This is a genomic window from Streptomyces sp. NPDC090741, assembly GCF_044769045.1.
In the GTDB taxonomy this organism is placed as follows: Bacteria; Actinomycetota; Actinomycetes; order Streptomycetales; family Streptomycetaceae; genus Streptomyces.
This window is the reverse complement of the sequence record NZ_JBIVXF010000002.1, coordinates 905,530-929,296: the sequence shown is the minus strand read 5'-3', so window position 1 is coordinate 929,296 and position 23,767 is coordinate 905,530. Positions and strand designations below refer to the sequence as shown.

Annotated in this window: 24 protein-coding genes; 11 read left to right on the top strand and 13 right to left on the bottom strand. The window is 72.2% G+C overall.

Annotation, left to right across the window (positions count from 1 at the left end):
- Window positions 1–63: 63 nt before the first annotated feature.
- From ACIQU4_RS09460 to ACIQU4_RS09430, 7 genes are all read left to right on the top strand, one after another.
- Complete coding sequence (locus ACIQU4_RS09460; protein ID WP_403727643.1) at window positions 64–624, top strand: hypothetical protein; 561 nt, start codon at window positions 64–66, stop codon at window positions 622–624.
- 330 nt (window positions 625–954) lie between these two features.
- The gene (locus ACIQU4_RS09455) at window positions 955–1,728 is read left to right on the top strand and encodes a thioredoxin family protein (RefSeq protein ID WP_403727642.1); all 774 of its coding nucleotides are present in this window, start codon (window positions 955–957) and stop codon (window positions 1,726–1,728) included.
- A complete protein-coding gene (locus ACIQU4_RS09450) occupies window positions 1,725–2,339 on the top strand; it encodes a TlpA disulfide reductase family protein (protein WP_403727640.1) in 615 nt (204 codons plus the stop codon). Before ACIQU4_RS09455 ends, ACIQU4_RS09450 begins: the two co-directional genes overlap by 4 nt.
- Window positions 2,336–3,100 (top strand): cytochrome c biogenesis CcdA family protein, encoded by a 765-nt coding sequence (locus ACIQU4_RS09445; protein ID WP_403727638.1) that lies wholly within the window; start codon window positions 2,336–2,338, stop codon window positions 3,098–3,100. The genes ACIQU4_RS09450 and ACIQU4_RS09445 overlap by 4 nt, the downstream gene beginning before the upstream one ends.
- A 34-nt stretch (window positions 3,101–3,134) precedes the next feature.
- Complete coding sequence (locus ACIQU4_RS09440) at window positions 3,135–3,701, top strand: hypothetical protein (protein WP_403727637.1); 567 nt, start codon at window positions 3,135–3,137, stop codon at window positions 3,699–3,701.
- 35 nt (window positions 3,702–3,736) lie between these two features.
- Window positions 3,737–4,477, top strand: coding sequence for a response regulator transcription factor (locus tag ACIQU4_RS09435; protein WP_403727635.1), 741 nt, complete (start codon window positions 3,737–3,739; stop codon window positions 4,475–4,477).
- Complete coding sequence (locus ACIQU4_RS09430; RefSeq protein WP_403727634.1) at window positions 4,474–5,877, top strand: ATP-binding protein; 1,404 nt, start codon at window positions 4,474–4,476, stop codon at window positions 5,875–5,877. The genes ACIQU4_RS09435 and ACIQU4_RS09430 overlap by 4 nt, the downstream gene beginning before the upstream one ends.
- Before the next feature lie 203 nt (window positions 5,878–6,080).
- Here ACIQU4_RS09430 and ACIQU4_RS09425 read toward each other — a convergent pair whose 3' ends face one another.
- Window positions 6,081–6,677, bottom strand: coding sequence for a DUF2867 domain-containing protein (locus ACIQU4_RS09425; RefSeq protein WP_403727633.1), 597 nt, complete (start codon window positions 6,675–6,677; stop codon window positions 6,081–6,083).
- 82 nt (window positions 6,678–6,759) lie between these two features.
- Between ACIQU4_RS09425 and ACIQU4_RS09420 the strand changes: the two genes are divergently transcribed.
- Window positions 6,760–7,317, top strand: coding sequence for a TetR/AcrR family transcriptional regulator (locus tag ACIQU4_RS09420; RefSeq protein WP_403727631.1), 558 nt, complete (start codon window positions 6,760–6,762; stop codon window positions 7,315–7,317).
- 623 nt (window positions 7,318–7,940) lie between these two features.
- Here ACIQU4_RS09420 and ACIQU4_RS09415 read toward each other — a convergent pair.
- Both ACIQU4_RS09415 and ACIQU4_RS09410 read right to left on the bottom strand, forming a co-directional pair.
- Window positions 7,941–8,648: a glycosyltransferase family 4 protein gene (locus ACIQU4_RS09415; RefSeq protein WP_403727630.1), complete on the bottom strand. Its 708-nt coding sequence runs from the start codon at window positions 8,646–8,648 to the stop codon at window positions 7,941–7,943.
- Window positions 8,645–9,085: a glycosyltransferase gene (locus tag ACIQU4_RS09410; protein ID WP_403727628.1), complete on the bottom strand. Its 441-nt coding sequence runs from the start codon at window positions 9,083–9,085 to the stop codon at window positions 8,645–8,647. Before ACIQU4_RS09410 ends, ACIQU4_RS09415 begins: the two co-directional genes overlap by 4 nt.
- Window positions 9,086–9,359: 274 nt before the next feature.
- Between ACIQU4_RS09410 and ACIQU4_RS09405 the strand changes: the two genes are divergently transcribed.
- A complete protein-coding gene (locus ACIQU4_RS09405; RefSeq protein WP_403727626.1) occupies window positions 9,360–10,082 on the top strand; it encodes a hypothetical protein in 723 nt (240 codons plus the stop codon).
- A gap of 16 nt (window positions 10,083–10,098) precedes the next feature.
- On the opposite strand, the gene ACIQU4_RS09400 is transcribed toward ACIQU4_RS09405, so the two are convergent.
- Genes ACIQU4_RS09400 through ACIQU4_RS09380 form a run of 5 tightly spaced genes read right to left on the bottom strand, consistent with a single transcriptional unit; the run spans window position 10,099 to window position 15,189 of the window.
- Window positions 10,099–10,863, bottom strand: a complete 765-nt coding sequence (locus ACIQU4_RS09400) for an ABC transporter ATP-binding protein (protein WP_403727625.1) — start codon at window positions 10,861–10,863, stop codon at window positions 10,099–10,101.
- Window positions 10,860–11,714 carry an ABC transporter ATP-binding protein gene (locus ACIQU4_RS09395; protein ID WP_403727623.1) on the bottom strand — a complete coding sequence of 285 codons (855 nt, stop codon included), beginning with the start codon at window positions 11,712–11,714 and terminating at the stop codon, window positions 10,860–10,862. Before ACIQU4_RS09395 ends, ACIQU4_RS09400 begins: the two co-directional genes overlap by 4 nt.
- Window positions 11,711–13,078, bottom strand: a complete 1,368-nt coding sequence (locus ACIQU4_RS09390; protein WP_403727621.1) for a branched-chain amino acid ABC transporter permease — start codon at window positions 13,076–13,078, stop codon at window positions 11,711–11,713. Before ACIQU4_RS09390 ends, ACIQU4_RS09395 begins: the two co-directional genes overlap by 4 nt.
- A complete protein-coding gene (locus ACIQU4_RS09385) occupies window positions 13,075–13,995 on the bottom strand; it encodes a branched-chain amino acid ABC transporter permease (RefSeq protein ID WP_403727619.1) in 921 nt (306 codons plus the stop codon). The genes ACIQU4_RS09390 and ACIQU4_RS09385 overlap by 4 nt, the downstream gene beginning before the upstream one ends.
- Before the next feature lie 6 nt (window positions 13,996–14,001).
- Entirely contained in the window at window positions 14,002–15,189 is a 1,188-nt protein-coding gene (locus ACIQU4_RS09380; protein WP_403727617.1) for a branched-chain amino acid ABC transporter substrate-binding protein, read from the bottom strand.
- 283 nt (window positions 15,190–15,472) lie between these two features.
- Between ACIQU4_RS09380 and ACIQU4_RS09375 the strand changes: the two genes are divergently transcribed.
- Together ACIQU4_RS09375 and ACIQU4_RS09370 are read left to right on the top strand one after the other, a co-directional pair.
- A complete protein-coding gene (locus ACIQU4_RS09375; protein ID WP_403727615.1) occupies window positions 15,473–15,922 on the top strand; it encodes an SRPBCC family protein in 450 nt (149 codons plus the stop codon).
- A 198-nt stretch (window positions 15,923–16,120) separates the two neighbouring features.
- Window positions 16,121–16,732: a LuxR C-terminal-related transcriptional regulator gene (locus ACIQU4_RS09370; protein WP_403727614.1), complete on the top strand. Its 612-nt coding sequence runs from the start codon at window positions 16,121–16,123 to the stop codon at window positions 16,730–16,732.
- A 48-nt stretch (window positions 16,733–16,780) separates the two neighbouring features.
- Here the strand turns inward: ACIQU4_RS09370 and ACIQU4_RS09365 are convergent, their stop codons facing one another.
- From ACIQU4_RS09365 to ACIQU4_RS09345, 5 genes are all read right to left on the bottom strand, one after another.
- Window positions 16,781–18,592 carry an ATP-binding cassette domain-containing protein gene (locus ACIQU4_RS09365; protein ID WP_403727612.1) on the bottom strand — a complete coding sequence of 604 codons (1,812 nt, stop codon included), beginning with the start codon at window positions 18,590–18,592 and terminating at the stop codon, window positions 16,781–16,783.
- Entirely contained in the window at window positions 18,589–20,385 is a 1,797-nt protein-coding gene (locus tag ACIQU4_RS09360) for an ABC transporter ATP-binding protein (RefSeq protein ID WP_403727610.1), read from the bottom strand. Before ACIQU4_RS09360 ends, ACIQU4_RS09365 begins: the two co-directional genes overlap by 4 nt.
- Before the next feature lie 67 nt (window positions 20,386–20,452).
- A complete protein-coding gene (locus ACIQU4_RS09355; protein ID WP_030162116.1) occupies window positions 20,453–20,596 on the bottom strand; it encodes a SapB/AmfS family lanthipeptide in 144 nt (47 codons plus the stop codon).
- Complete coding sequence (gene lanKC, locus ACIQU4_RS09350; RefSeq protein ID WP_403727608.1) at window positions 20,593–23,226, bottom strand: class III lanthionine synthetase LanKC; 2,634 nt, start codon at window positions 23,224–23,226, stop codon at window positions 20,593–20,595. Before lanKC ends, ACIQU4_RS09355 begins: the two co-directional genes overlap by 4 nt.
- 215 nt (window positions 23,227–23,441) lie before the next feature.
- Window positions 23,442–23,597: a DUF6131 family protein gene (locus ACIQU4_RS09345; protein ID WP_403727606.1), complete on the bottom strand. Its 156-nt coding sequence runs from the start codon at window positions 23,595–23,597 to the stop codon at window positions 23,442–23,444.
- Between the last annotated feature and the right edge of the window lie 170 nt (window positions 23,598–23,767).

Here is a 23,767-nt window from a genome sequence, read left to right as displayed (position 1 = left end):
CCCGAGTTCCGCGGAACGGGGAGGCGGTAACGGGCCTGCGGGCGCGTCCGCCACTATGGGGCCGTGCCCCGACTTCCGCGTTACCTGCTCATATGGCTGTCGTGCACGGCCGCCAGCGTGACCGCCGTGCTCGCCACGGTCCAGTTCGTTGTCGGCTCGACCCGGCATACGCCCCCGGTCGCCCGGTCCGCCCCGACGGTCATCGAGACGCCGCCCGCATGGCAGGCCGGCACCCCGTCGCCGAGCACGCCGCCCCCGAGCGCATCCGCGAGCCCCTCACCTCCGGTGACGCAGCGGCCGTCCCCCTCGGCCGTGTCCGCCACCCCCGCCAAGGCCTCGCCGGGAACCTCCCGTACCAACGCCTCGAAGAGCGCCGTGGACTGCGCGGAGGGCGGACCGGGCCTGTACACCGTCCCCTCGCAGGGCGGCAAGGTCACCGTGCGGTACGGAAGCCGCGGCGTGTGCCTGATCTCCGCGGTCCCGGACCGCGGCTTCAAGACCACCACCTCGCAGACCTCGGACGACACCCTCTCGGTCACGTTCACCAGCGCCGATCACCGGTCGGTCGTGACGGCGACGATCGATCCGTCGGCGAAGGCCACCGTCCACGAGTCTTCCCTCTGACACCTGGTCGCGCCGGACACTCCGGCCGGCTCGGCGGTGACGACACGGCGCAGCCCCGCCCCCTTTGACGGGATTCATCACCCTGCGCCCGCCCCCGCATCGCGCTCCGACGAAGCGGAAGGTGAGCTGTTCCTTAGGGCATCCTCAAGATCGGGCAGAGCCGGTTCCGGCGGCCCGGAGCGGTCCTATGCTCGCCTCAGCCGAGCGGCCTTCGGCGCCGGGGCGTGACCCCGACGATCCGTCGGCACGCCCGTTTCGCCGCGCCGGGGGGCGCCCTGCCCTTCCCGCATTCCGATCCGCGCCTGGGGTGTCTTCGCCATGACTTCTCGCATGCTCCGACCCGTCCGCTCCGAGCGCCGTACGCAGCCGCCCCGCCCCGGCACGCCGCGGGGGATGCGACTGCCGCTGGTCGCCGCGGCCGTGGTCGCGGCGGGTCTGACCGCCGCCTGCGGGCCGTCCACCCAGCCCGTCGGATCCGCCGCGCCGACCGCGGCCTCTCCATCCCCGGAGCCTTCCGCCGCCTCCGCCACCGAGTCCGCCACCGCGTCACCCACGGCGTCCCCGACCGCATCGGCATCGGCATCGGCCTCGGCCTCGGCGTCCGCGCCCTCCACCCCCCGGCCCGGCTCATCGCCCGTCAAGACCGGGTCCGCCGCCACCGGAACGTCGGCCAAGCCGTCCCGTACGTCCGCCGCGGCCCAGCCGGCCGCCGTACCCGGACCCGGCTACGACAGTTCGGCCGACGCGCAGAAGCTCATCGACGCGGCCCTGCGCACGGCCAAGTCCGAGGGGCGGACGGTGCTGCTCGACTTCGGCGCGAACTGGTGCGGCAACTGCAAGGCCGCCGACAAGGTGTTCGCGCAGCCGCAGACCGCCGCGATCCTCGGAGCCTCGTACCGGATGGTCAAGATCGACATCGGTGGCAACAGCTCCGCCAACTCCGCGCTCCTGCGCAAGTACAGCCCGTCCGGCGGCACTTACACGATGCCCGTGCTGGTCGTCGTCTCCCCGTCGGGCACCGTACGCACCGACACCCACCTCACCGGCAACCCGTCCCTGACCCCGGAGGGCATCAACTCCTTCCTGCGCCAGTGGGCGTCATGAGACGACCGGCCCGGTGCTCGGTCGTCGTCCCGGCCGGGGCCGGACTCGCGGTGGCCGCCGCTCTGGTCCTCGCCGGCCTCGCCACGGACGACGCAGGACACGGGGCGCCGAGGGAGCAGGCGGGCACGGTCGTGGGAACCGCGGCCGCAGCCGCGGTCATGGACCCGGGCTCCCGATCGGACGCGCCCGAACTGACCGGCGAGGACCTGGACGGGAAGCCGGTCAGCCTCGCCGGGCTGCGGGGCAACGTCGTCGTCCTCAACGTCTGGGGTTCCTGGTGCGGCCCCTGCCGGGCGGAAGCCGACGACCTGGAGCGGCTCAGCCGGCAGACCCGGGCCGACGGGGTCCGGTTCCTCGGGATCAACAGCCGGGACCGGGACCGGACGGCCGCCCGGTCCTTCGTACGCGCACACGATCTGACCTTCCCCAGCCTGCCCGACCCCACCGGCGAACTGCTGCTCCGCTTCCCACCCGCGCTGCTCAACCCGCAGGCGGTCCCCGCGACCCTCGTGATCGACCGCCGCGGACGCATCGCCGCCAGCATCGGGGGCGCCGTCACCGAGGAGCAGCTGCGGCCCGTGCTCGCGCACGTGGCGGAGGAGGGGTCATGAGGCTCGCCTCCGCCGACGCCCCCGCCCTCGTCAACGGGACACTCCTGATCGCAGCCCCGGTGGCGCTCATCGCGGGACTCGTCTCCTTCCTCTCGCCGTGCGTCCTGCCGCTCGTACCGGGCTACCTCAGCTACGTGACCAGCCTGTCGGTCTCCGACCTGGCGGACGCGCGCGGCGGGCGCCGCAGCCGCATGGCGACGGGAGCCCTGCTGTTCGTCCTGGGCTTCACGGCGGTCCTGGTCTCCGGAGGCGCCCTGTTCGGCCACTTCGGCCGTGTCCTGCTGGCTCACCAGGAGGCGGTCACCCAGGTGGTCGGCGGGTTCACCGTGCTGATGGGCCTGTCCTTCATGGGCTTCCTGCCGGGTTTCGCACAGCGGGAGTTCCGCAGCCACCGACGGCCCGCGCTGGGGCTGGCCGGAGCCCCCGTGCTGGGGGCGGTGTTCGCGGTGGGCTGGACCCCCTGCATCGGCCCGACGCTGGCCGCCGTCCAGGCACTGACCTGGACCGAGGCGAGCGCGGCCCGCGGAGCCCTGCTGATGGCCGCCTACTGCCTCGGGCTGGGCCTGCCGTTCGTCCTGGCCGCGCTGGCCTTCCGCCGCGCCCTGGACGCCTTCGGCCTGGTCAAACGCCACTACCCGTGGGTCCTACGGACCGGCGGAGGTCTGCTCGTCCTCGTCGGCGTACTGCTGGCAACCGGGGTGTGGAACGACCTGGTCTACACACTGCAGCTGTGGAGCGCGGACTTCACCACCGCCCTCTAGAACCGAACCGATCCACAGAGATACAGAGACGCACATGAACGTTTGGCTGCACATACGGCATTCCCGGACGGTCCGGGTCGCGGCCGCCCTTCTCTCCTCCGCCGCCCTCGCGGCATGCGGCAGTCAACACGCCGAGGGCGCCCGCGACTCCGCACCCACGACGAGTTTCACCGAGCAGGGCGTCACGGTCACGCTCTCGGTGTCCGACTGGCACGCCTCGAAGGGCACGCTCACCGCGGTCTTCACGCCCGAGCGCAAGGGTTTCCACCTCTACAGCACCGATCTGCCGGCCGGCGGCGTAGAGGGCGTGGGCAGACCGACGGCGATGGCCGTCACCGGGCCCCTCAGGGCGGACGGCAGGCTGGCGGCCTCCGCGGAGCCACGGTCGATCACCGTGCCCGGCGTCGAAACCCCGGTGCCCGTCTACCCGGACGGCCCCGTCACCACCACGCTGCCGGTCCGCGCCGACGGAAACGGGGACGCGACGGTGCTGATCGGATACGCGAGTTGCAGCATGCAGGACGGCTGTACGATTCCGGTCTCCGACCGCCCGGTGCACCTGCACGTCACCGGCGACCGGGCGACGTTCAGCCCCCACTAGCCGCAAGTCACGCGGCCGACCCTAAGGTGTCCCCCATGCCCAGCGTCCTGGTCGTGGAAGACGACCCCAGCATCCGCCAGTCACTGATCGAGGTTCTGGCGGAACACGGGTATGCCGTACGCAGCTCGGCCGACGGTTTCGGAGCCCTGCGGGAGATCACCCAGACGCCCTTCGACGCGGTGGTCCTCGACCTGGGCCTGCCCGATCTGGACGGAGGAGACGCACTGCGCATGATCCGGGGCATCTCCTCCGTACCCGTCCTGGTGGCCACCGCCCGCGACGACGAGCGGGAAATCATCAGCCTCCTCAACGCGGGCGCCGACGACTACCTGGTCAAGCCCTTCTCCGGCGGACAGCTCGTCGCGCGCCTCTCGGCCGTCCTGCGGCGCACCGCTCACGTTCCCGCAACCGGACCCGCGCCGGGGACGCGGGGAGCACCGGTGGCGCGAATCGCTCCGGCGGCCGACCTGCAGCACCCCACCACCGTGGGTGAACTCGCCGTGGACCCGGGCGCGCGCACCGCGTACCTGGCAGGCGTGGAGCTGCGCCTGACCCGCCGGGAGTTCGACCTGCTCGCGTTCCTCGCCCGCCACCCCGGCCAGGTGGTCTCCAAACGCCGTCTGCTGACCGAGGTCTGGCGTGAGCCGTACGTCGACGACCAGACCGTCGACGTCCACCTGTCGTCGCTGCGCCGCAAGCTCGGCGAACGGGCGGCGGCCCCCCGATACCTGCTGACCGTCCGCGGCGTCGGCATCAAACTGGTGGCACCGCGTTGAGACGATCGCTGGCCGGAGTGGCACTCGCCGTGACCTCCATGGTCGCCCTCTCCTTCCTCATACCGCTGGCCGCACTGGTGATGTCGCTGGTCAAGGCACAGGCCGTCACCGCGGCCGAACAGCGCGCCGCCGCCCTGGCCCCCGTCCTCACGCTGACCACGGACCCCTCCGCCCTGCGGGAGTCCGTCGCCAGCCTGGACCCGGCCCAGCAGCTGGTGGTTCACCTGCCGGCGGACGCCGGGGCCCTCGGCAGCTCCAAGGCGCCCGCAGCGCTGCTCGAACGGGCGCAGCAGGGGCGGGAGTCCATCTCCCAGGCGATCCCCGACGGCTGGATATGCCTGCAGCCGGTGGTGCTCCCCGGCGACCGGGTCGCCGTGATCGAGAACTTCGTGCCCGAGGAGGAACTGACCCACGGGGTCAAGGAATCGTGGGCGGTCATGTCCTTCCTCGCGGTCGCGCTGATCGGCGGTTCCGTCCTGGTCGCCGACCGTCTCGGCTCGAAGGTCGTCACATCCTCGAGGAAGCTCGCCCAGGCCTCGCGCGCACTCGGCCAGGGCGACCTGGACACCCGCGTGGACCCCGTGGGCCCCAAGGAGCTGCGGGACGCGGGTGTCGCCTTCAACGCGATGGCGCACCGGATGACCGAGCTGCTCGCCGTCGAACGCGAACTGGTCGCCGATCTGTCCCACCGGCTGCGTACGCCGCTCACCGCACTGCATCTCGCATCGGAGCGCATGGAGGGCACACCCGAGTCGGCCAGGGTCGAGGCGGCCGTCGGTGAACTGGAGGCGGAACTTCGGGCCATCATCGCCGCGGCGCGCACCCCGCTCGCCGTCGGCCCCATGGGCCAGGGCATGCTCGGCACGGAACCGACCGCCGGCCACGACGCCGGGGCCGGGGCGTCCGGCCCGCGCTGTGAGGCTGCCGACGTGGTCCGCCGCCGTACCGCCTTCTGGTCGGTCCTGGCGGAGCAGCAGAACCGGTCCTGCTCCCTCGACCTGACCCAGGAACCCACAACCGTCGGCCTGTCGGACGACGACGTCGCCGCCGTGGTGGACGCACTCATCGGCAACATCTTCCGCCACACCGCGCCCGGGACCCCGTTCGCCGTCCAGGTGGTACGCACGGCCCAGGCCGTGGAGCTGGTCGTGGCGGACGGAGGACCGGGCATCCCCGAGCCGGACCTGGCCCTCTCCCGCGGGAGCAGCACCGGTTCCACCGGGCTGGGCCTCGACATCGCGGGGCGGGCCGCGACCGCGACGGGCGGCTCGGTACACATCGGCCGGGGCCCGCTGGGAGGCGCGCACATCACGGTGTCGTTCGCCCTGGCGGCGCGGGCTCCCGCCGGACGCAGGCCGCGCATCTCCCGCCGCCGGCCGGCCTGGCCGCGCAGACGGTAGGGCCGATTTCGCGGGGCCGGCTCACGGTGACCTCCGGGTCGTCGTCGTAGCGGGCCGACGATGCCCACCGCCTCGGGCTTGGCGCTCCCCACGACTCAGCGTCCCGGGGGCCGGGCGCTCCTCACGACTCAGCGCCCGGGGGCCCTCTGGGGCTCACGGACGCGGATCGCGGACGAGGTCGTGCGTGCAGGAAGGGGATGCGGTCAATCTGCGTTTCGTTCGGCGGCGGTTGACTGCCACTTGCGGCCGATGCCCCGAATCAGGTCCGGGTAGACGCCGAGGTATCGGAAGGGCTTGATGGCTGCCATGTATACGGTGCCGAGGGGACCGTTCGGCTTTACCAGGACAGCCATCTGTCCTCGGTAGCCGCCGGATCCGTCGGGGACCCAGCCGATGTGCAGCAGGCCGTGCACTGTCCGGTTGCCCATCTCGGCCACCCACTCGTCGTGGGTCTGGTAGACGGAGGTGAAGGGGACCGAGCCGGGGTCGGCGCCCCGGGGGCCCTCGCGGAGGTCTTCGGGCAGTCGGTCCCGGAGCGATTGCACACGGGTGCCGACCCCGGCACCGGGCTTGTCCCAGCCGAAGAGTTTGCCGAGCTTCCAGCGGATCGCGAAGAGCATGCGCGGGATCGGGGCGGAGACGGGTTCCCCGGTGCCGTGGGTGAACTGGTCCACCAGTCGCGCGAGGTCGTCGGGGCCGCCTGGGGTCGGCAGTGCCCACACGTCTTCGATCTGGAAGTCGCCGGCGATCTCGTGGATCCGCCAGGGGCGGGAGGTGTGCGCGGTCATGGGGAGTCTCATCTGTTGGCCCCTATCTATACGATGCCGTATAGATCAAACTAGCACCATCTATACGGCACCGTATAGACGAGGGAGGTACATCATGGGCGTGACGCGGACGCCTCGCGGCAAGTGGATCGATGAGGGCCTCAAGGCCCTGGCCGCCGGCGGCCCGGAAGCCGTGCGAATCGAGCCGCTGGCGCAGGCGCTCGGCGTCAGCAAGGGCGGTTTCTACGGGTACTTCGACAACCGGGGCGCGCTGCTCACGGAGATGCTCGACACCTGGGAGCGCAGGGTCACCGAGTCGGTGATCGAGCAGGTCGAGAGCGGCGGAGGAGACGCGAGGGCCAAGCTGGAGCGCCTCTTCGCGATCGCCTCGTCCGCCGACGGCCCGACGACGGGCGTCGCGGCCGACCTCGCGATCCGCGACTGGGCCCGGCGCGACGAAGACGTCGCACAACGCCTCCGGCGCTGCGACAACCGCCGCATGGACTACCTGCGTTCCCTGTTCCGCTCTTTCTGCCCCGACGAGGACGAAGTCGAGGTCCGCTGCATGCTGGCCTTCTCCCTCCGGATCGGCTACCACTTCATCGCCGCCGACCACCCCGGTCGCTCCCGCGCCGAGGTCATGACCCGGACCAGGCAGTGGCTCCTCCGTTGATGTCAGCCAACTCCGAGCGGTAGGCCGTGGGCCGGGCGGCTTGGGGGAGCGAGCCGATCAGGCGGGGAGAGGGCCGGGGCCTGGTACAGCGGGCGGGCGGGTGGCGAGGGCCTGGAAGTTTCCGGTGGGCTTGCATGCAGTCGCGGTCGAAGACCGGGCCGGTGATGCGGATGCGGCGGCCGAGGATTCGGGCCGCCCGTACCGCGTGGTGGGGTGCTTTCGTCTGGTCGATGCGGCCGAGCCGCACCAGGTCGCGGCCACTGGTGGCGCGGGGTTCGTCCTCGTTCAAGCCTTGGTGGACGGCGAGTTCCAGGATGGGGTGGCGGTCCTGGTAGCGGCCGGCCATCTCGGGCGAGTAGCAGTCGAGGCGGGGAGCGGTGGCCGTCGAAGTCGCCGGGCTCGTGGGGGGGGGGTGACGGCCCAGTGCTGGAAGGTCGCCAGGTCGCGCCTGCGGCGCGGGCATCGACCGCGGCTGCCCACAGCCGGCGTTCGGTGCCGCCGTAGGCGTCGGGCGGGAAGGCGAAGTTGCTGGGGAAATCGCAGATTCCTACCAGCACGGCTGCCTCCTGGCGCGCTGGAGCGGAATGGTCGTACGAGGTGGCGGTGGGCTGTGGGCGGCGGGCTCAGTCGGCTGGTGATCCTGCGAGCCGGCTGTAGGCGTTGCAGAGCCGGCCGGTGGTCTGCTCGGGTGAGAGCCTCAGCTCCAGGCTTCGCCGTGCGTTCTCGCCGAGTGTCCGCACGGCGGTGCGGTCGGCGGCGGCTTCGGTCAGCGCTGCTGTCAGGGCCGGGGCGTTGCCGGGAGGGACGAGGATGCCGTTCCAGCGGTCGATGATGAATTCGCGGGTGCCGCTGCCGGTGGTGGTGACGACGGGCCTGGCGTGGGCCATGGCCTCGACGCAGGAGTAGGGGGCGTTGTCGCAGAAGGAGGGCAGGACGACGAGGTCGGCTTGCCGGATGGCGGCGTTCAGGCTGATGCCGCACTGTTCCGGAAGGAAGGTGCAGCGTTGGGCGTGGCGGCCGAGGATGGCAGCGATGCGTGCGGCGCCGTCCGCTTTCCAGTGGTTGTCCTGCCCGACCCAGGTGACGGTCCCTTCGCCTCTGGCGTCGAACCAGGACCTCAGAGCCTCGGCGAGGGTGAAGACGCCTTTGCGGCGTTGCAGCATGCCGAGAAAGAGGATCCGCAGACCGCGGTCCGGGCCTTCGTCGCGTTGCCGGGGCGGGGCTGTCCGGGCTGGGGGTGGTTCGTAGGGGTTGGGGATGACCTCGGGTGTGACCTGCAGGTTCCACAGCATGCGGGCCTGGTCGGCGAGCCAGCTGGTGGGACTGGTCACCAGGCGGGAGCCGGTCGCCTGGAGGTGTTCGAGCCGGGCTGCCTGGTCTGCGTAGGCGCCGGGCGGGTCGTCCTCGTGGCGCCGTCGCAGGACGAGGGCACGTGGAGGCGGGTGGTGAGCGGGACGGTACGGTCGAGCAGGCCGGCGCGGCCCAGGAAGTCGGCTGCCTCGATGCGGTCCAGCTGGTGGCCCCGACCGTGGTGCCGTCGTACCGCGTCGCGGAAGGCCTCGGCGCATGCCCAGGGCGACGGGCCCGGGTAGGGGACTTCCACGACGCGGATTCCGCCGGTGAAGGGCGGCGTCCGTGCCTGCGCGGGGCCGCCCGTGATGACGAAGACCGTCACATCGTGGCCGAGGCGCGCGGCTTGGCCTGCCAGGAGCCGGCTGTAGGTGGCGATGCCGCCGGGGGCGTTCCGGGCGAGGCGGGGGCAGCCCACGGCGGAACCGGTCGAGCAGACCGGACAGTGCCTCGTCGGCCTGCTCGACGGTCAGTGGCGACGGCAGGCCGGGGACGCGCGGTACGTCGTGGACCGGGGAACCGGAGCGAGTCGCTGTCCAGGCCGGTGCGTTCGGCCGGTTCCATGACAATGATCGGGGCGGGAACCCGGAGCCGCCGGTTTCGGAATCTTCAATTCCGGGGACGGTGTCCCAGCATCGCCGTGACTGTACCCCGCGCCATGACGGCGCCAGACGCGACAGCCGAGGGAGACCATGGGTTGGAAAGGCACACGCAAGACGGCCACGTCGGCCGCTCTTGCCGGAGCGGTCGCCCTCGTCCTGGCAGCTCCGCCCCCAGGCGGCAGCGAGCCCCGGACCGGGACCGCGCCGCCGTTCGTGACGGTGGCCGCACGGCAGGACACCTCCGCGACGCCGCCTCCGCCCCGCCTCCCCCGTGACTTCCGCGGCAAGGGCAAGTGGATCGTCCAGGACCTGGACATCACGGTGCCGTTCACCTGGGAGGGGAGGGACGGCGACAGCCAGATGACCGCGGGGGGACCGCAGTACCCGATCTGGTTCACCAACCTGATCTACCACGACACGCTCTACACGCTGACGTACAAATGGCCCGGTCTGACCGAGCATCCCTGCTCACGCATCCCGGACTTCAATCTGGAGGCGCTGAACCAGGGGTTCGAGGAGGCCCGGTTCGTCGGGCGGGAGACCCTGCGGAGCACCCACCCGCAGCGGCACGTGAACCACTGGAGGGTGGGCGTGGTCCTGCCGCAGCTGCCTCCCGGGAATTATCCGCGTCTGCCGCTCGCACTGGGTGACATCTACGTCGACGAGGACAACCGGGGAACCTTCTGGCAGGTGCTGCAGTTCGGTATCCAGAACCTCTACGACCCCGAGCTGGACGAGTGGCTGGTCATGGACACCTTCGAGCACCGGCCCGGGACCGTGACGCTCCCCCAGCAGTGTGAGCCGCCCGAGTGAGCACCGGGCGGCTGTGTCAGCGGGCGGCTTCGCCGAGGTAGGCGGCGCGGACTCGGGGGTCGTCGAGGAGTTCGGAGGCCGGGGCCTGCATCGTGATCCGGCCCGTCTCCAGGACGTAGCCGCGGTCGGCGACCTTCAGGGCCTGGGCGGCGTTCTGCTCGACCAGCAGGACCGTCGTTCCCTGTGCGTTGATCTCCTTGATGATCTCGAAGATCTGCGCCACGACCAGCGGCGCCAGGCCCATCGACGGCTCGTCGAGGAGCAGTAGTTCGGGACGGCCCATCAGGGCGCGTCCCATGGCCAGCATCTGCTGCTCTCCCCCCGAGAGGGTGCCCGCCTGCTGGGTGCGCCGCTCGGCCAGACGGGGGAAGAGGGCGAACACCCGCTCCAGGTCCTCCTGCCGCAGCCGCTTGAAGCGGTAGGCACCCATGTGGAGGTTCTCCAGGACCGTCATGTCGGCGAAGACCCTGCGGCCCTCCGGCGAGTGACCGATGCCGAGGCCCACGATCGCGTGGGAGGGGAGCCCGTCGATGCGCTCCCCGCAGAACCGCACCGCTCCCGAAGCGGGCGCGTGCAGGCCGGAGACGGTGCGCAGGGTGGTCGTCTTGCCGGCGCCGTTGGCGCCGAGCAGGGCGACCACCTCGCCCTCACGGACGACCATGTCGATGCCTTTGAGCGCATTGATGGCGCCGTGGGACACGTGAAGGCCGGCGAGCTCCAGGATCGCGGTGGTCGGGGCGGCGGTCGCGGTCTGCCGCTCCCGCTGTGTCGCGACGGTCATCGGGTCTCCCCCTGTGATGAGTTCGTGTCGGAGGCGCCGAGGTAGGCCTCCACGACCGCCGGGTCGCGCTGCACCGCGGAGGGCGAGCCGGAGGCGATCACCTTGCCGAAGTTGAGCACGGTCACCCGGTCGGCCACCGAGGTCACCAGCGGCATGTCGTGCTCGATCAGCAGCACGCTGATGCCGAGTTCACCGTTGATCCGGCGGATCAGCGCGGCCAGGTCCCGCTTCTCGGTGGGGTTGGTGCCCGCCGCCGGCTCGTCCAGGAGGAGCAGCCGCGGTCCGGTGGCGAGGGCCCTGGCGATCTCCAGGCGGCGCTGGTCCCCGTAGGAGAGCGAGCCGGCCGTCTCGTCGGCCCGGCCCTCGAGGCCGAGCAGTGCGAGCAGCCGCTGCGCCGTCTCCTCGGCGGCGCGCTCCTCCGCCTTGGCCCGGGGCAGGCCCAGCATGATGCCGAGCGGCCCGGAGCGGCTGCTGCTCTCCGCGGCGACCTTGACGTTCTCCAGGGTGGTGAGCGCGGCGAAGAGGCGGATGTTCTGGAAGGTGCGGGCCACGCCGAGCCGGTTGATCCGGTGCGGCTTGCGACCGAGCAGGCTGTGTTCCGTACCGTCGTCGGCGCGCAGGAGAACGCGCCCCTCCTGCGGTGTGTAGGCACCGGTCAGCGAGTTGAACAAAGAGGTCTTCCCGGCGCCGTTGGGGCCGATCACCGCATGGATCTCGCCCCGGCACACCGCGAGGTCCACCCCGGACAGGGAGACCAGGCCGCCGAAGCGCAGGGTCACCCCCGATGCCTCCAGGACGGGGCCGCAGGAGGTGCGCGCCGCCGCCGTCCGTTCCGGCAACGTGGTCGTCATGACTGTCCCCCCGTGGGTACGGTGCGCCTGCGGCGCCTGGCGGGCAGCAGTCCCTGCGGGCGGTAGATCATCATGACCACCAGCAGGGCGCCCAGGTACATGAACCGGTCCTTCTGGTCCACCACGTCCTTCAGGCCGTGGGGCAGATAGGCCAGCAGCGCGGCCCCCAGCAGGACGCCCGGGACGGAGCCCATCCCCCCGAAGATCACGTAGGCGAGGACCAGCACCGAGTACAGCAGCGGGAAGTTCTCGGGGTTGATGAACCCGACCTTGCTGGCGTACACGGCGCCGGCGATCCCGGAGGTGGAGGCGCCGATGGCGAAGGCCATCAGCTTGTACTTCACCGTGTCCACGCCGTGCGCGGCCGCGGCGACCTCGTCCTCCCGGATGGCCTCCCAGGTACGTCCGATCTTGGAGCGCTCCAGCTTGCGGAAGAGCAGCACCAGACCCGTGATCAGGCCGATCAGCAGCCACAGGTAGTCCAGCGGGTCCAGGCCCCAGCGGTACTGCAGGGGGCCGAGGTCCACGGAGAAGTGCGGGATGCCGAAGACCCCGAGGGAGCCGCCCGTCACCGATTCGGCGTTCTTCGCGATCAGGTAGATGATCTCGTGGAAGCCGAGGGTGACGATGGCGAGGTAGTCGCCGCGCAGGCGCAGGGTGGGGGCGCCGAGCAGGATGCCCGCGAGGAGGCAGGTGACCATCGCGACCGGGATGGACAGGAACGGGTTCAGCTCGAACGGTGGCTTGATGGGCAGGTGTCCGCTCCAGAAGGCGGTGCTGTAGCCGCCGATCGCGAAGAACGCCACGAAACCGAGGTCGAGCAGGCCGGCCCAGCCGATGACTACGTTGAGGCCGAGGGCGAGCAGGATGTAGATGCCCACCCAGTCGACCAGCACCTGGTTGGTGGACCGGTCGAACAGCAGCGGCAGGAGCACGGCCGCGGCGAGACCGGCCACGACCAGCGTCACGCGCAGCCAGGGGCGGCGTTCGAGCGCGGGACGGATCCTGGTCAGGGGCGCGGCGGCGGCCTTGGCGCCGGAGGCGACGACCCGGCGCGGGGCGGCGCCGAACTCGGCGACCGCCCAGAGGGCGACGGCCGCGGCGGTCCAGGCCCACAGGGCCGTCCCGGTGAAGGTCGTACGCAGGGAGAACAGCAGGTCCGCCCCGGACCCCTGCTCCCCGGTCATCACGGCCAGCAGGACGCCGACCGCGGTGAGGGTGCCGAGCCTGCGCCAGCGCGGAAGCCGGTACCAGCGCACCCGGCGCAGGGCGGCCAGGGCCTCGGCGGAGGGGCGGCCCGCGGCGGCCGCGGCCGGACCCCGCCCGGGGGCCACCGCGTTCGTGCCGTGCAGCGTGGTGCTCATGCCGTCCTCCCGAGCTTCGCGCCGAGGATGCCGGTCGGGCGGAACATCAACACCACGACCAGGACCACGAAGGCCGCGACGTAGCGCCATTCCTCCCCGAACAGCGGAACGTTGTAGGTCTCGACCAGGCCGAGGAGCATCCCGCCGAGCATGGCTCCGCGGATGTTGCCGATGCCGCCGAGGACGGCCGCGGCGAAGGCCGTGATCCCGGGGGCGAAGCCCATGGTGAACGACACCTGGCTGTTGAGCCCGAAGAGGAAACCGGCGATTCCACCGAGGACACCGCCGATCACGAACGTACGCGAGACGACCCTGTCGATGTCGACGCCCATCAGGCCGGCTGCCTCGGGGTCCTGTGCGACGGCCCGGATGGCGGACCCCAGCTTGGTACGGCGCACCAGCAGGTCGAGGCCGACGATCATCGCCGGCGCGGCGACGATCAGCAGCAGCTTGATGACGTCGACCGGTGCTCCGAGGACGTGGAAGAGCACGCCGTTGTCGAAGAGCGCGGGCATGGACTTGGGGTCGCGCCCGAAGAGCTTGCCCGCGAGGTTGTAGAGGAAGAACGAGGCTCCGATGGCGCTGATCAGGAAGATCAGGGCGGGGGCGTTGCGCTTGCGCAGCGGCCGGTAGGCGACCTTCTCCAGACCGAAGGCCGTGCCCGCCCCGACCAGACCGGAGACGACCAGGCCGAGGAGGACGAGCAGGGCCGAAACCAGCCCGGAGGGGTGGCCGGGGGCGACCTCGGTGAGCACGATCAGCGCTCCGAAGCCGCCCAGCATGAACACCTCGCTGTGGGCGAAGTTGATCAGCTTGAGTACGCCGTAGACCAAGGTGTAGCCGATGGCGATCACCGCGTACAGCGCGCCGAGCGCGAGGCCCGGGACCAGGTAGTCGCGGAATTCCAGCAGAGTCATCGGTCCTCAGCCCGCGTTCACCAGGGTGTCGACGTTCCCCTTGAGGGTGATCGCGCCGCCCTTGACCTCGCTGAGGTAGATGCCGTTCCCGGCGAACTCGCCGTTCTCCTTGAACGAGAACTGCCGGGTGAGGCCCTTGTAGTTGGCCTTCTTCACCTTCTCCAGGACGGTCTCGCGCCGCACGTCGCCGCCGTCGCCGCCGCCGAGCGACTTGATCTGCTCGATGATGAGGTTGGTGGCGTCGAATGACTCGGCCGCGTACAGGCCGGGAGCGGTCTTGTACGCCGCCTTGTAGTCCTCGGCGAACTGCTTGGTGCCCGGGTCGACGTTGGCGTCCAGGCACTGGCAGGTCAGCATCCAGCCCTCGGCCGCGTCACCGGCCAGCTCGGTGAACTTCTTGTCGTACGTGCCGTCGCTGGCGATCTTCGGCTTGTCGAAGCCGACGTCCTTGAGCTTCTTGGCGAACGGTGCCGCGTCCGCGTAGAGCCCGTTGTAGATCAGGGCGTCGGCGCCGGAGTGCTTCACGGCGGTCGCGGCGGCGGTGTAGTCGGGGGTCTTCGCCGGGACGCTGGCCTTGACGACCTCGACACCGGCTTCCTTGAGCTGCTTCTCGGCGACCTTGGACAGGCCGACGCCGTACTCGCTCTTGTCGTCGACGAGGTAGACCTTCTTGGTCTGCAGCTTCTTGGTGAAGTACGTGACCATCGCGCCTCCCTGGGCGTTGTCGTTCGGGACGGAGCGCACGAAGGAACGGAAGCCCAGCTCGGGCAGGTTCGGGTTGCTGGCGTGGGAGACGGTGACCAGGTTCGCCTCCGAGTACAGCCGGCCCGAGGCCTTGGCCGCGCCCGAGAAGGCGGGTCCGACGAGGCCGACGACGCTCTCGTCGTCGATGAGCTTCTGCGCTGCGGCCGGGGACTGGTCCGGGGATCCGGCGTCGTCGGAGGGGGCGTAGTCGACGTGGAAGGGCAGGTCGCCGCGGGCGTTGGCCTGCTTGAGGGCGAGCTTGACGCCGTTCTCCATGTTGATGCCGATCGCGGAACTCTCACCCGTGAGCGGGCCCTGGAAACCGATCTTGTAGATCGCCTTGCCGTCGCTTCCGACGTTGGAGGCACCGCTGTCCTTGCTGCAGCCGGTCAGCGCCGTCGCGCCCGTGACCACGAGTGCGGCGATCATCGACATCTTCCTGCGGTTCACTTCTACTCCCTGCAGCCATCCGTGGATTGACCGGGGAGGCTTTCTCGACCCCCCGAAGCCGCACGTCGATCCCGTGCGACTGGGGCACAGTAGGCAGCGGTGCCGCGCAGGGCCGCGGGTGCGTCTTCATACCTGTCAGGTCCGGCGAGGGTGTCAGGTCGGCGCCCGCATCCCCGACGGCGCATGGCGCGACCCGGGCCGGGTAGCCGGGCCGTGAAAGGTCTGGAGGCGGCGCGACCGCACCCCGCGGTGCCGGGCCGCCGACGATAGGGAAGGGGTGCACGTGTCACACGTCGAGGAGTATGTCGAGGTCAACGTCCCCGTACGCACTGCCTACAACCAGTGGACGCAGTTCGAGGACTTCCCCGTCTTCATGGAAGGGGTCGAGCGCATCTACCAGCGCACGGACACGCTGACCCACTGGGTGACGAACGTGAACGGTGTGCAGCGCGAGTTCGATGCGCAGATCACCGAGCAGCTCCCGGACCGGCGCGTCGCGTGGATGACGGTGGACGGGGAGGCGCGCCAGGCCGGTCTGGTCACCTTCCAGCCGATCGACGCGACCACCACCAAGGTCGTCCTGCGCATGAACTGGGTGCCCGACGGCCTGGCCGAGACGGCCGCCGACAAACTCGGCTTCGTCAAGCGCCAGGTGGCCGGCGATCTGAAGCGGTTCAAGCTGTTCATCGAATCGCGCGGAGTCGAGACGGGCGCCTGGCGGGGCGAGATCTGAGACGGGCCGCCGTTTGCGCCGGGCAGGCGGGGCGGAACCGGCCGCTCAAGGGCGTTACCCGCCGAAGGGAAGCGGAATGCGTGGGTATCTCGGCCAACTTGCCCGTACGCCCCTGAACGCCCCCCGCAGTGACGTTCCATCGGCCCTGTATGGGGGCACCCGTGGTGCCGTTGGTACGTCTACCGAGGAGCGCACACGATGACGAAGGTCCTCGTCCTGCACAGCGTCAGCCTGGTCAGGTCGGCACTGGCCGCCCTGCTGAGATCCGAGGGGCGCTTCGAGGTCACCTCGGCAGGCTGGCGGGCTGCGGCACGCCAGGCCGAGTCGTTACGACCAGACGTGACGGTCGTCGACCTCGACTGTCCGGGGACGACGGCCGTCTTCGCCGATGACGGGTGCGCGGAGGACCGCCAGGTCTTCGCGCCCGCGTCCCCGGTCCTGGTGCTCGCTTCGACCGGCGCGCCCGGGCTGCTGCACCGGGCCTTCCGGGCCGAGGCGCGCGGCTACGTCGACAAGGACGGCTCGCCGGGGCGGCTCGTACGGGCGGTACGGAAGGTCGCCGCGGGGGAACGGTTCATCGACGCCTCGCTGGCTTCCGCGTTCATGGAGGCCGACCCCGTTCCGCTGAGCCCTCGGGAGCTCAGCGTGCTGACCCGGGCCGCTGAGGGCGATTCGATCGCCGAGATCGCCTGCACGCTGCACCTGGCGAGTGGGACGGTACGCAACTACATGGCCGCGGCGACCCGCAAGACCGGCGCGCGCAATCTCATCGACGCCATCCGGATATCCCGGCGGGCCGGCTGGGTCTGATCCGCGGGCGCCGCAGGTGCCGCGGACGGGCACGAGGGCCGTGTCGTGTCACTCCTCCGCGGCCGGGTTCCACCTCCCCACCAGATCGCGGTACAGGGGTGACCTGGCGGGGAGTTCTTCATGTGTGCCGCAGACGGCTCGGGTCCCGTCGAGGACGAGGACCCGGTCGGCGCGGGCGGCGGACGAGACGCGGTGGGCCACGACGACGAGGGTGCCGGGACGGTCCGCGAGGGCTCGTTCGGCACGCTCCTCGGCGGCCGGGTCCAGGTGGCAGGTGGCCTCGTCGAGCAGCAGCAGCGGAGCGGGCGAGAGGTAGGCGGCGGCGAGCGCGAGCTGCTGGCTCTCGCCCCGGGACAGCTGCCGGGGGGACACCTCGGCGCCCAGGCCGCCGAGCCGCGCCACCAGGTCCTCCAGCCCGAGGGCGCGGACGGCGCGCTGCACTCGGACGTCCCCGGGCCCGGCGGCGCCCGGGGCCGCGGCGAGGTGGGTCAGGTTCTCCCGTACGGTGCCGGTGAACACGTAGGCCTGCTGCGGCAGCAGGGTCCGCCGCGGGTCCGGTCCGGTGGCCCCCGGATCCCGGCGGGCGGCCGCCCCGGCCACGAGGACCGATCCCGCGCCGGGCGACAGCATTCCGGCGAGCAGCGCGGTGAGCGTGGACTTGCCGATTCCGCTCGGTCCGACCACCGCGAGGTGCTCCCCCCGGCGCACCACCAGGTCGAGGTCGTCGAGTACGGGAGCCGCGCCGGGGCCGTACGCGAAGGTGACGCCCCGGAGCTCGGCCGCGGCGTCGGTCGGCAGGCCGACCGGCCCGGGCGGCTGCGGCGTCGGCTTCGGCGTCGGCGTCGGCTTCGGCGTCGGCTTCGGCGTCGCGGGGCCGTGGCCGTCCCGGTCCGGCGGCGCCGGACCGCTGAACCGTTCGAGGACCACGAGCAGCCGGGTCCCGGCGGAACCCAGCGCGGTCATCAGGGAGTTGAGAGCGGGCAGCAGGGCCTGCACCAGGTACGTGAGGCCGCCGGCCAGCGTACCGGCGGTGATCCCGCGGCCCAGCAGCCAGGGCGTCGCCGCGAGGAGCGCGACGACCGGCAGCCGGCCCGCCGTGCCCAGGGCCAGGATGCGCAGGGCCGCCCAGCCCGCGAGGGTGCGCGCCAGCCGCTCCTGCGTGGCGATCAGGGGCTCCACCCGGGCTTCCGCGGCGGTCTGTCCCCCGCAGGCGACGATGTCGCGCAGGCCCTCGGTCAGCGCCCCCACCCGGTCGGCCAGCGCCTCGTCGGTGTCCAGGGACCTGCGCTGTACGCAGGCCAGGGGGCGGAGCGTGGCCAGGAAGGCGGCCACGCCCAGCAGCAGGGGCGGCAGCACGACCAGCAGCAGCTCGGGCGCCAGGGCGGCCATGCCGGCGATGGCTCCCACGGCGGTGAACACGAACGAACGTGCCGTCAGGACCAGCCCGGCGAAGGAGTCCCGGGCCATTTCCGTCTGCTGGGTCAGCCGGGACACGGCGCCCGTGTCGCCGGCGCCCGCCGGGTCGGCGACCGCCCGGTCCAGCGCCTGCCGCACCGCCCGCCGGACCAGGCCGTCCCGCAGCGGCTCCACGAGGTCCGCGAGCCCGGCGAACACGCCGCGCAGCGCGAACCCGCCGAGCAGTGCCCCGGCTCCGGCCGCGGCCAGCCATCCGAGACCGGTGGCGGTACGCCCGGCGAGGAAGCCGTCGTCGAGGGCGCGGGCCACGCCGTAGCCGCCGAGGAAGGTGTGCGCGGATTCCAGGAGCGACCATCCGGCCAGCCGGCCGACGGCCCTTTTGTGGCCGCGCAGGAACCTCCGGCCCTCGGGGCCCACCCGGCCCCGGGCCCCTCCCCCGGTCACCGCGCCGCCTCCCGCTCCGTGTCGTTCTGCATGTCCCTTTCCGTGTCGGCGGCGAACACCGCCCGGTAGGCGGGGTCGCGTTGCCACAGCTCACCGTGGGTTCCGGTCGCCCGTACCCGCCCGTCCTCCAGCCATACGACGAGGTCGGCGTGGACGGCGGACGAGAGGCGGTGCGCGACCACGATCCGGGTGCCGGGCCGGATCTCGCGGGCGAGGGCCCGCTCCACCTCTCGGGCCGTGACGGTATCGAGGCTGGAGGTGGCGTCGTCCAGTACGAGGAGCCGGCCCGCGTGGCAGAACGCCCGGGCCAGCCCGAGGCGTTGGACCTCCCCGCCGGACATCGGGGCGTCGGCGAGGCGCGTGCCGTACCCGTGGGGCAGGCGCCGTACGAACAGGTCGGCTCCCGCGGCACGGGCCGCGGCGCGCACCGCTTCGGGGCCGGGGTCCGGGCCGGCGCCGAAGGCGATCGCACCGCCGACCGTGTCCCCGAGCAGCGCGGGCCGGTCGAAGGCGTAACCGACCTCGCGGCGCAGTGCTTCGGCGGTCACCTCCCGCAGGGGCACCCCGTCCAGCAGCACCCGGCCCGTGTCGGGGTCGGTGAGCCGGCCGGCCACGGCGGCGAACAGGGTTTTGCCGGCGCCCGAGCGGCCCACCACGGCCACCGTGGTGCCTCCGGGGATCACCAGGCTGATGTCGTGCAGGACCGTCGCTCCGCCGCGCACGACCCGGACGTCGCGCAGTTCGAGGGCCCCCGGACCGCCTTCCGGCAGTTCCGCCCGGCCGTGGCCGAGTACGGGCAGGGCCAGGAGGGCGGCGGTCCGCCGGGCCGCGGACCGGCCTCGGACCATGGCGGCCAGTCCCCCGGTCACGGCGCCGATGCCGGCCGCGAGGCCCGCGTACCGTACGGCGGCGAGGAGCTCTCCGACGCCGATGGCCCCGGCCGACAGGCGGATGCCGCCGACGGCCAGGACCGCGTACGTGAGCATCGGCATGAGGGCCGCGGACCGGGCCGTGGTGCCGCCGTAGACCTGCCACATCCGCCTGCCCTCGGTGCCCAGCTCGGGCAACCGGGCGAGGATCCGTGCGCGTTCGCGCTCCGCGGTGCCGGCCGCGGCGATCGTGCGCGCCCCGGCCAGCGCCTCGGTCAGGCGGCCGGCGGTCGCGAGCTGGACCTGCTGGTAGCGGGCGATGCTGGTGTGGGTGTCGCGGGCGAAGGCCCTCAGCAGGAGCACCAGGAACGGAACGCCGACGAGGAAGGCGAGTGCCGTCCACAGGTCGATGAGGAAGAGGGCGGTCACCGCGCCGAGCGGCGGCAGCAGTGCGGCGACGGCGTGCGCGACGGCGGCCGGAACCTTCCCGGCCTCGGTGGCGTGCGCGGTCAGCCGCGCGGCGGTTTCGCCGGGTGCGTGGCGGGCGGCGTGGTGCGGGGCCGTCCGCAGCAGCCGGGCGAGCCCGAGCCTGCGCAGGCGGGCGGTGGAGCGGCCGTCGATCTCGCCGGTCAGCCGGGCGGCGGCCGCGTCCAGCGCCACTTCGGCCGCGATGACCGCGGCGCACAGCAGTGTCCAGGCGGGGCCCGACGGGGCGCGGCGGAGCAGCAGGTCGAGGGTGTGGCCGAGGACCGCGGGTTCGGCGAGCGCCGCCGCGGCGGCGCTGACGGTGCATCCGAGGACGGCGGCGCTGCGCCCGGCGCTGTGCCGGGCCGCTGCCACGAGGGCCCGGTCGGCGGTGCGTGCCACGGCCGCGGCCTGCGCCGCTGCGGCCTCCGTGCCGCCCGCCGCGTCGGGGGGGCTCATCGGTGGATGCCTCCGGTGGTGTGGTGCGGGCCCGGGCGGCGAACCGCCCGGGCCCGGGGTGACCTGGTCAGTTACAGGTCGTGATGCTCAGGCTGCTGTCGCCGCAGAGCAGCAGGCTGGCCCGGCTGCCGCCACCGCCGCCGCCGTGCAGCGCACCCTCGGTGACCTCTTCCTTGGGGGTCTCCATCGACTGCAGGTCGAGAAGCGTCATGTCAGATTCCTCATCTGTCGAGTGGTGCGATGGGTCACGGTCCCGTGCGGGACCGGCTCTGGGGCCGCCGCGGTGGATCGCAGCGGCGGGAGGAACGGCAGGTGCGCGCGCCCGCCGGGCGCGGCGCTGCCGAGGGCGAGGAGAGCGCCGGCGGTGCCCGTGGCGAGGTCCATGGACAGGCGCATCATCTGCTCGCCGGGGAAGGCCAGATGCCCCTGGTACGGCACGGCGTGCCGGGCCAGCGCGTCGATCTGGCGGGCGATGTCCGCGGGGCCGGTGCCCGGGCCCGGCGTGGTGGTACGGGCCAGGTGGAGGATCATCCCGGCGGCTCCGCGCAGCAGCCCGGGCTGGGCGTAGAAGGTCGCCTGCGCCGCCCGTACGATCTCGCACCGGGCCTGTTCGAAGCGCTCGTCGGGAGCGTGCTCCAGCCAGTCGTCGAGGACCATGCCGATACCGACGCTGCCCTCGCCGAGGTACGGCATCGTGCGCCAGCCCTCGTTCACCTGGAGGGTGCCGTACGCGCTGGTGACGCAGCGGTCGAGGTCGCGGTGGAGCGCCCGGGCGGCCTGGAGCAGCAGTTCTTTGTCTCCGGTGCGTTCGTACAGCCGCAGGAAGAGCAGGGCGGGACCGGTGTTTCCGTACATCAGTCCGGCGCGGGCGGGCCGCTGCTCGGGCCGGGCGAGCAGTTCGGCGCAGCGCAGGGCCGCGGTGTGCAGCCCGCTCTCGCCGCTCGCGGTGCCGAGCGCGTCCAGGGCCAGGCCGATTCCGGCGAGTCCGCCGTGCAGGTCGGGGCCCGCGCTCTGCCAGGGCTGGTGCAGCAGCCGCTCGGTGAGGGCGAGGGCGCGGTCCGGGTGTCCGAGCCGGTGCAGGGTCCAGGCCGTGCCGGCGAGGCCGTCGTAGAAGCCGAGCGCAGTGCCGGAGGCCGCGTCCTCGGTCCGCGCCAGCAGCCATTCCTCGGCTTCGGGCCAGGGTCCGGCGCCGGTCTCGGCGAGGGCGTGGAGCACCCCGGCGATCCCGTAGCCGAAGCCTGAACCTGCGCCGGCGGTCGCGAACTGGGCGATGTCGCCCGGCACGAAGCGGTCCTCGCGGTCCGGGGTGGCGCTCGCGCGCAGCGCCGCGGCCATCGAGGCACGGGCGGCCGGCCAGTCCCCCGGCTCGACGGGCAGGTAGGGGCCGGGCGGTGCGGCCAGGCGGCCGCCCGGTGCGCCCTGCGGGGCGCCGGACAGGATCTCTTCGACGGCCTCGTCGAGGAACTGCCGCGGTACGGGGAACTGCGCGGCGGCGACGGCGGCCAGATGGGCCGCCTTGGCCCGGTCCAGGACGAGCAGGCTGGTCAGCGGGAGGAACAGGGCGAGCCGCAGACAGGCGAGGGCGTAGCGGTCCACGGAGAACCCGCGCCGCTCGGCGGGTGCGACGAAGGCGGGATTGGCGACGGTCTGCCGCAGTCCCTCGTCGACGTGCGCGGCGGCCTCGAAGTCCAGCAGGGCGACGGAGGGTTCGCCGCTCTCGTCCTCGGCCACCATGATGTTGAAGAGGTGGAGGTCGTTGAAGACCACGCCGCGGGCGTGCACGGCTTCGACGGCCTCGGTGACGCGGCCGTGGATCTTCAGGGCCCACTCGGTGTACGAGGCGAGCTCCGCCGGGTCGGGGTCCGCCTCGATCAGCGGGTGGCGGCGGGCGAAGTAGGTGTTGAGCGGTTTGCCGGCGAGGTGTTGCTGCACCAGGAAGTGGTGGTCGCCGACCGTGAACGTGCCACGCACCGCTGGCACGCAGTCCAGGCCCGACAGCCGTTCGAGTGCGGCCTGTTCGCGGTGCAGCCGGGTCACGGCGTCGGCGCCGTCGGCGGCGAGGCCGGCGTACGGCCGGGCTTCCTTGAGGACCACGGACTCGCCGGTGCGGCTGTCCTTGCCGACGTAGACGCCACCGCCGTTGGAGAAGTGCAGCGCCCGCTCCACCGTGAAGGGGATGCCCTTCAGGGTGATCGCGGAGCGCGCCGCGAGGTGCGGCTCCAGGAAGGCGGGCAGTTCGAGCCACTCGGGCGGCTGGAACACCGGTCCGCGCGGGTCCGGTACGAGCCGCCCGTCAGGGGTCTCGATCGCCGGGACCAGCTCGCCGTGCTCGTCGTAGCAGTGCCGCAGGGTGAAGCTGCCGTAGCGCAGGTGGACCGGGCCGGCGCCCCAGCGCAGGTCGCTGAGGATGTACGGGCCGGCCGCCCCGGCCAGCGCGGCGTCGAGGTCCTCCGCGATCCGGCGGCACTGCTGCTCGTCGGCCGGGTACACGGTGATGAACTTGCCGCTCGCCGCGCGGTCGGCATACTTGGCGTTGCGCAGGTGCAGCAGGTACCGGCTCGGTATGAACTTGAAGGCGATGCGTCGGGCGGTGCAGTACTCGTACACCGTCGTCAGCAGCGATTCGGCGTTGTCGAGCGTGGCCGAGACGTGGATCTTCCAGCCCTGCGCGGGCAGTTCGGCGTCGGCGGGGCGCAGTGCGAGCCAGTCGCCGCTGCGGTGCGAGCGCCACCCCGACGGGACGGGGGCGAGCGCGGCCGGGTAGCTCTCACCGGCGCGCCGGTACGGCGTGTCGTAGAACCAGCGGTCGGCGTCGCAGAAGGCGGCGTACCCCTTGTTCACACCTGCTCCCTCGGTCGGCGGCAGGCCCGACGGTGTCACGCACGGAGGAAGCGGCGACAGTCACGCCTGTCACCGATGGGGTGTGCAGTACTCACGAGTCACGGGCACCGCCCGCGCTTCTCGATCGAGGCGGGCGGGTCCCCTGTGGGGGACCCGCCCGTGCCGTGTGCACCGCTTGGTGCGGTTACCAGTATTGGTGCGGTTACCAGTAGCGGTTACCAGTAGTGGCGCCTGCCGCCGACCGAGTGCCCGACCGAGCCCAGGAGCCACAACACCGCGCCGACCACGAGCAAGATGACCCCGATGGTCCAAAGGATGGAAATTCCGGTCAGAAATCCGATGAGCAGGAGAATCAGTCCGACGAGAATCATGATGCCCTCGTTCTCACGTTGGGGTTTCGGCGGAACGGTTGGAACCGCCTTGGCGCCTCGAACGGCGTCTGCCCCGGAAATCCGTCCCCATCGGTGCTGTGCCCGCCGGCACCGTCCGCACACGACCGGTCATCCACGTTCCGATGTCTTACGATGCTGCCAGGACAGCC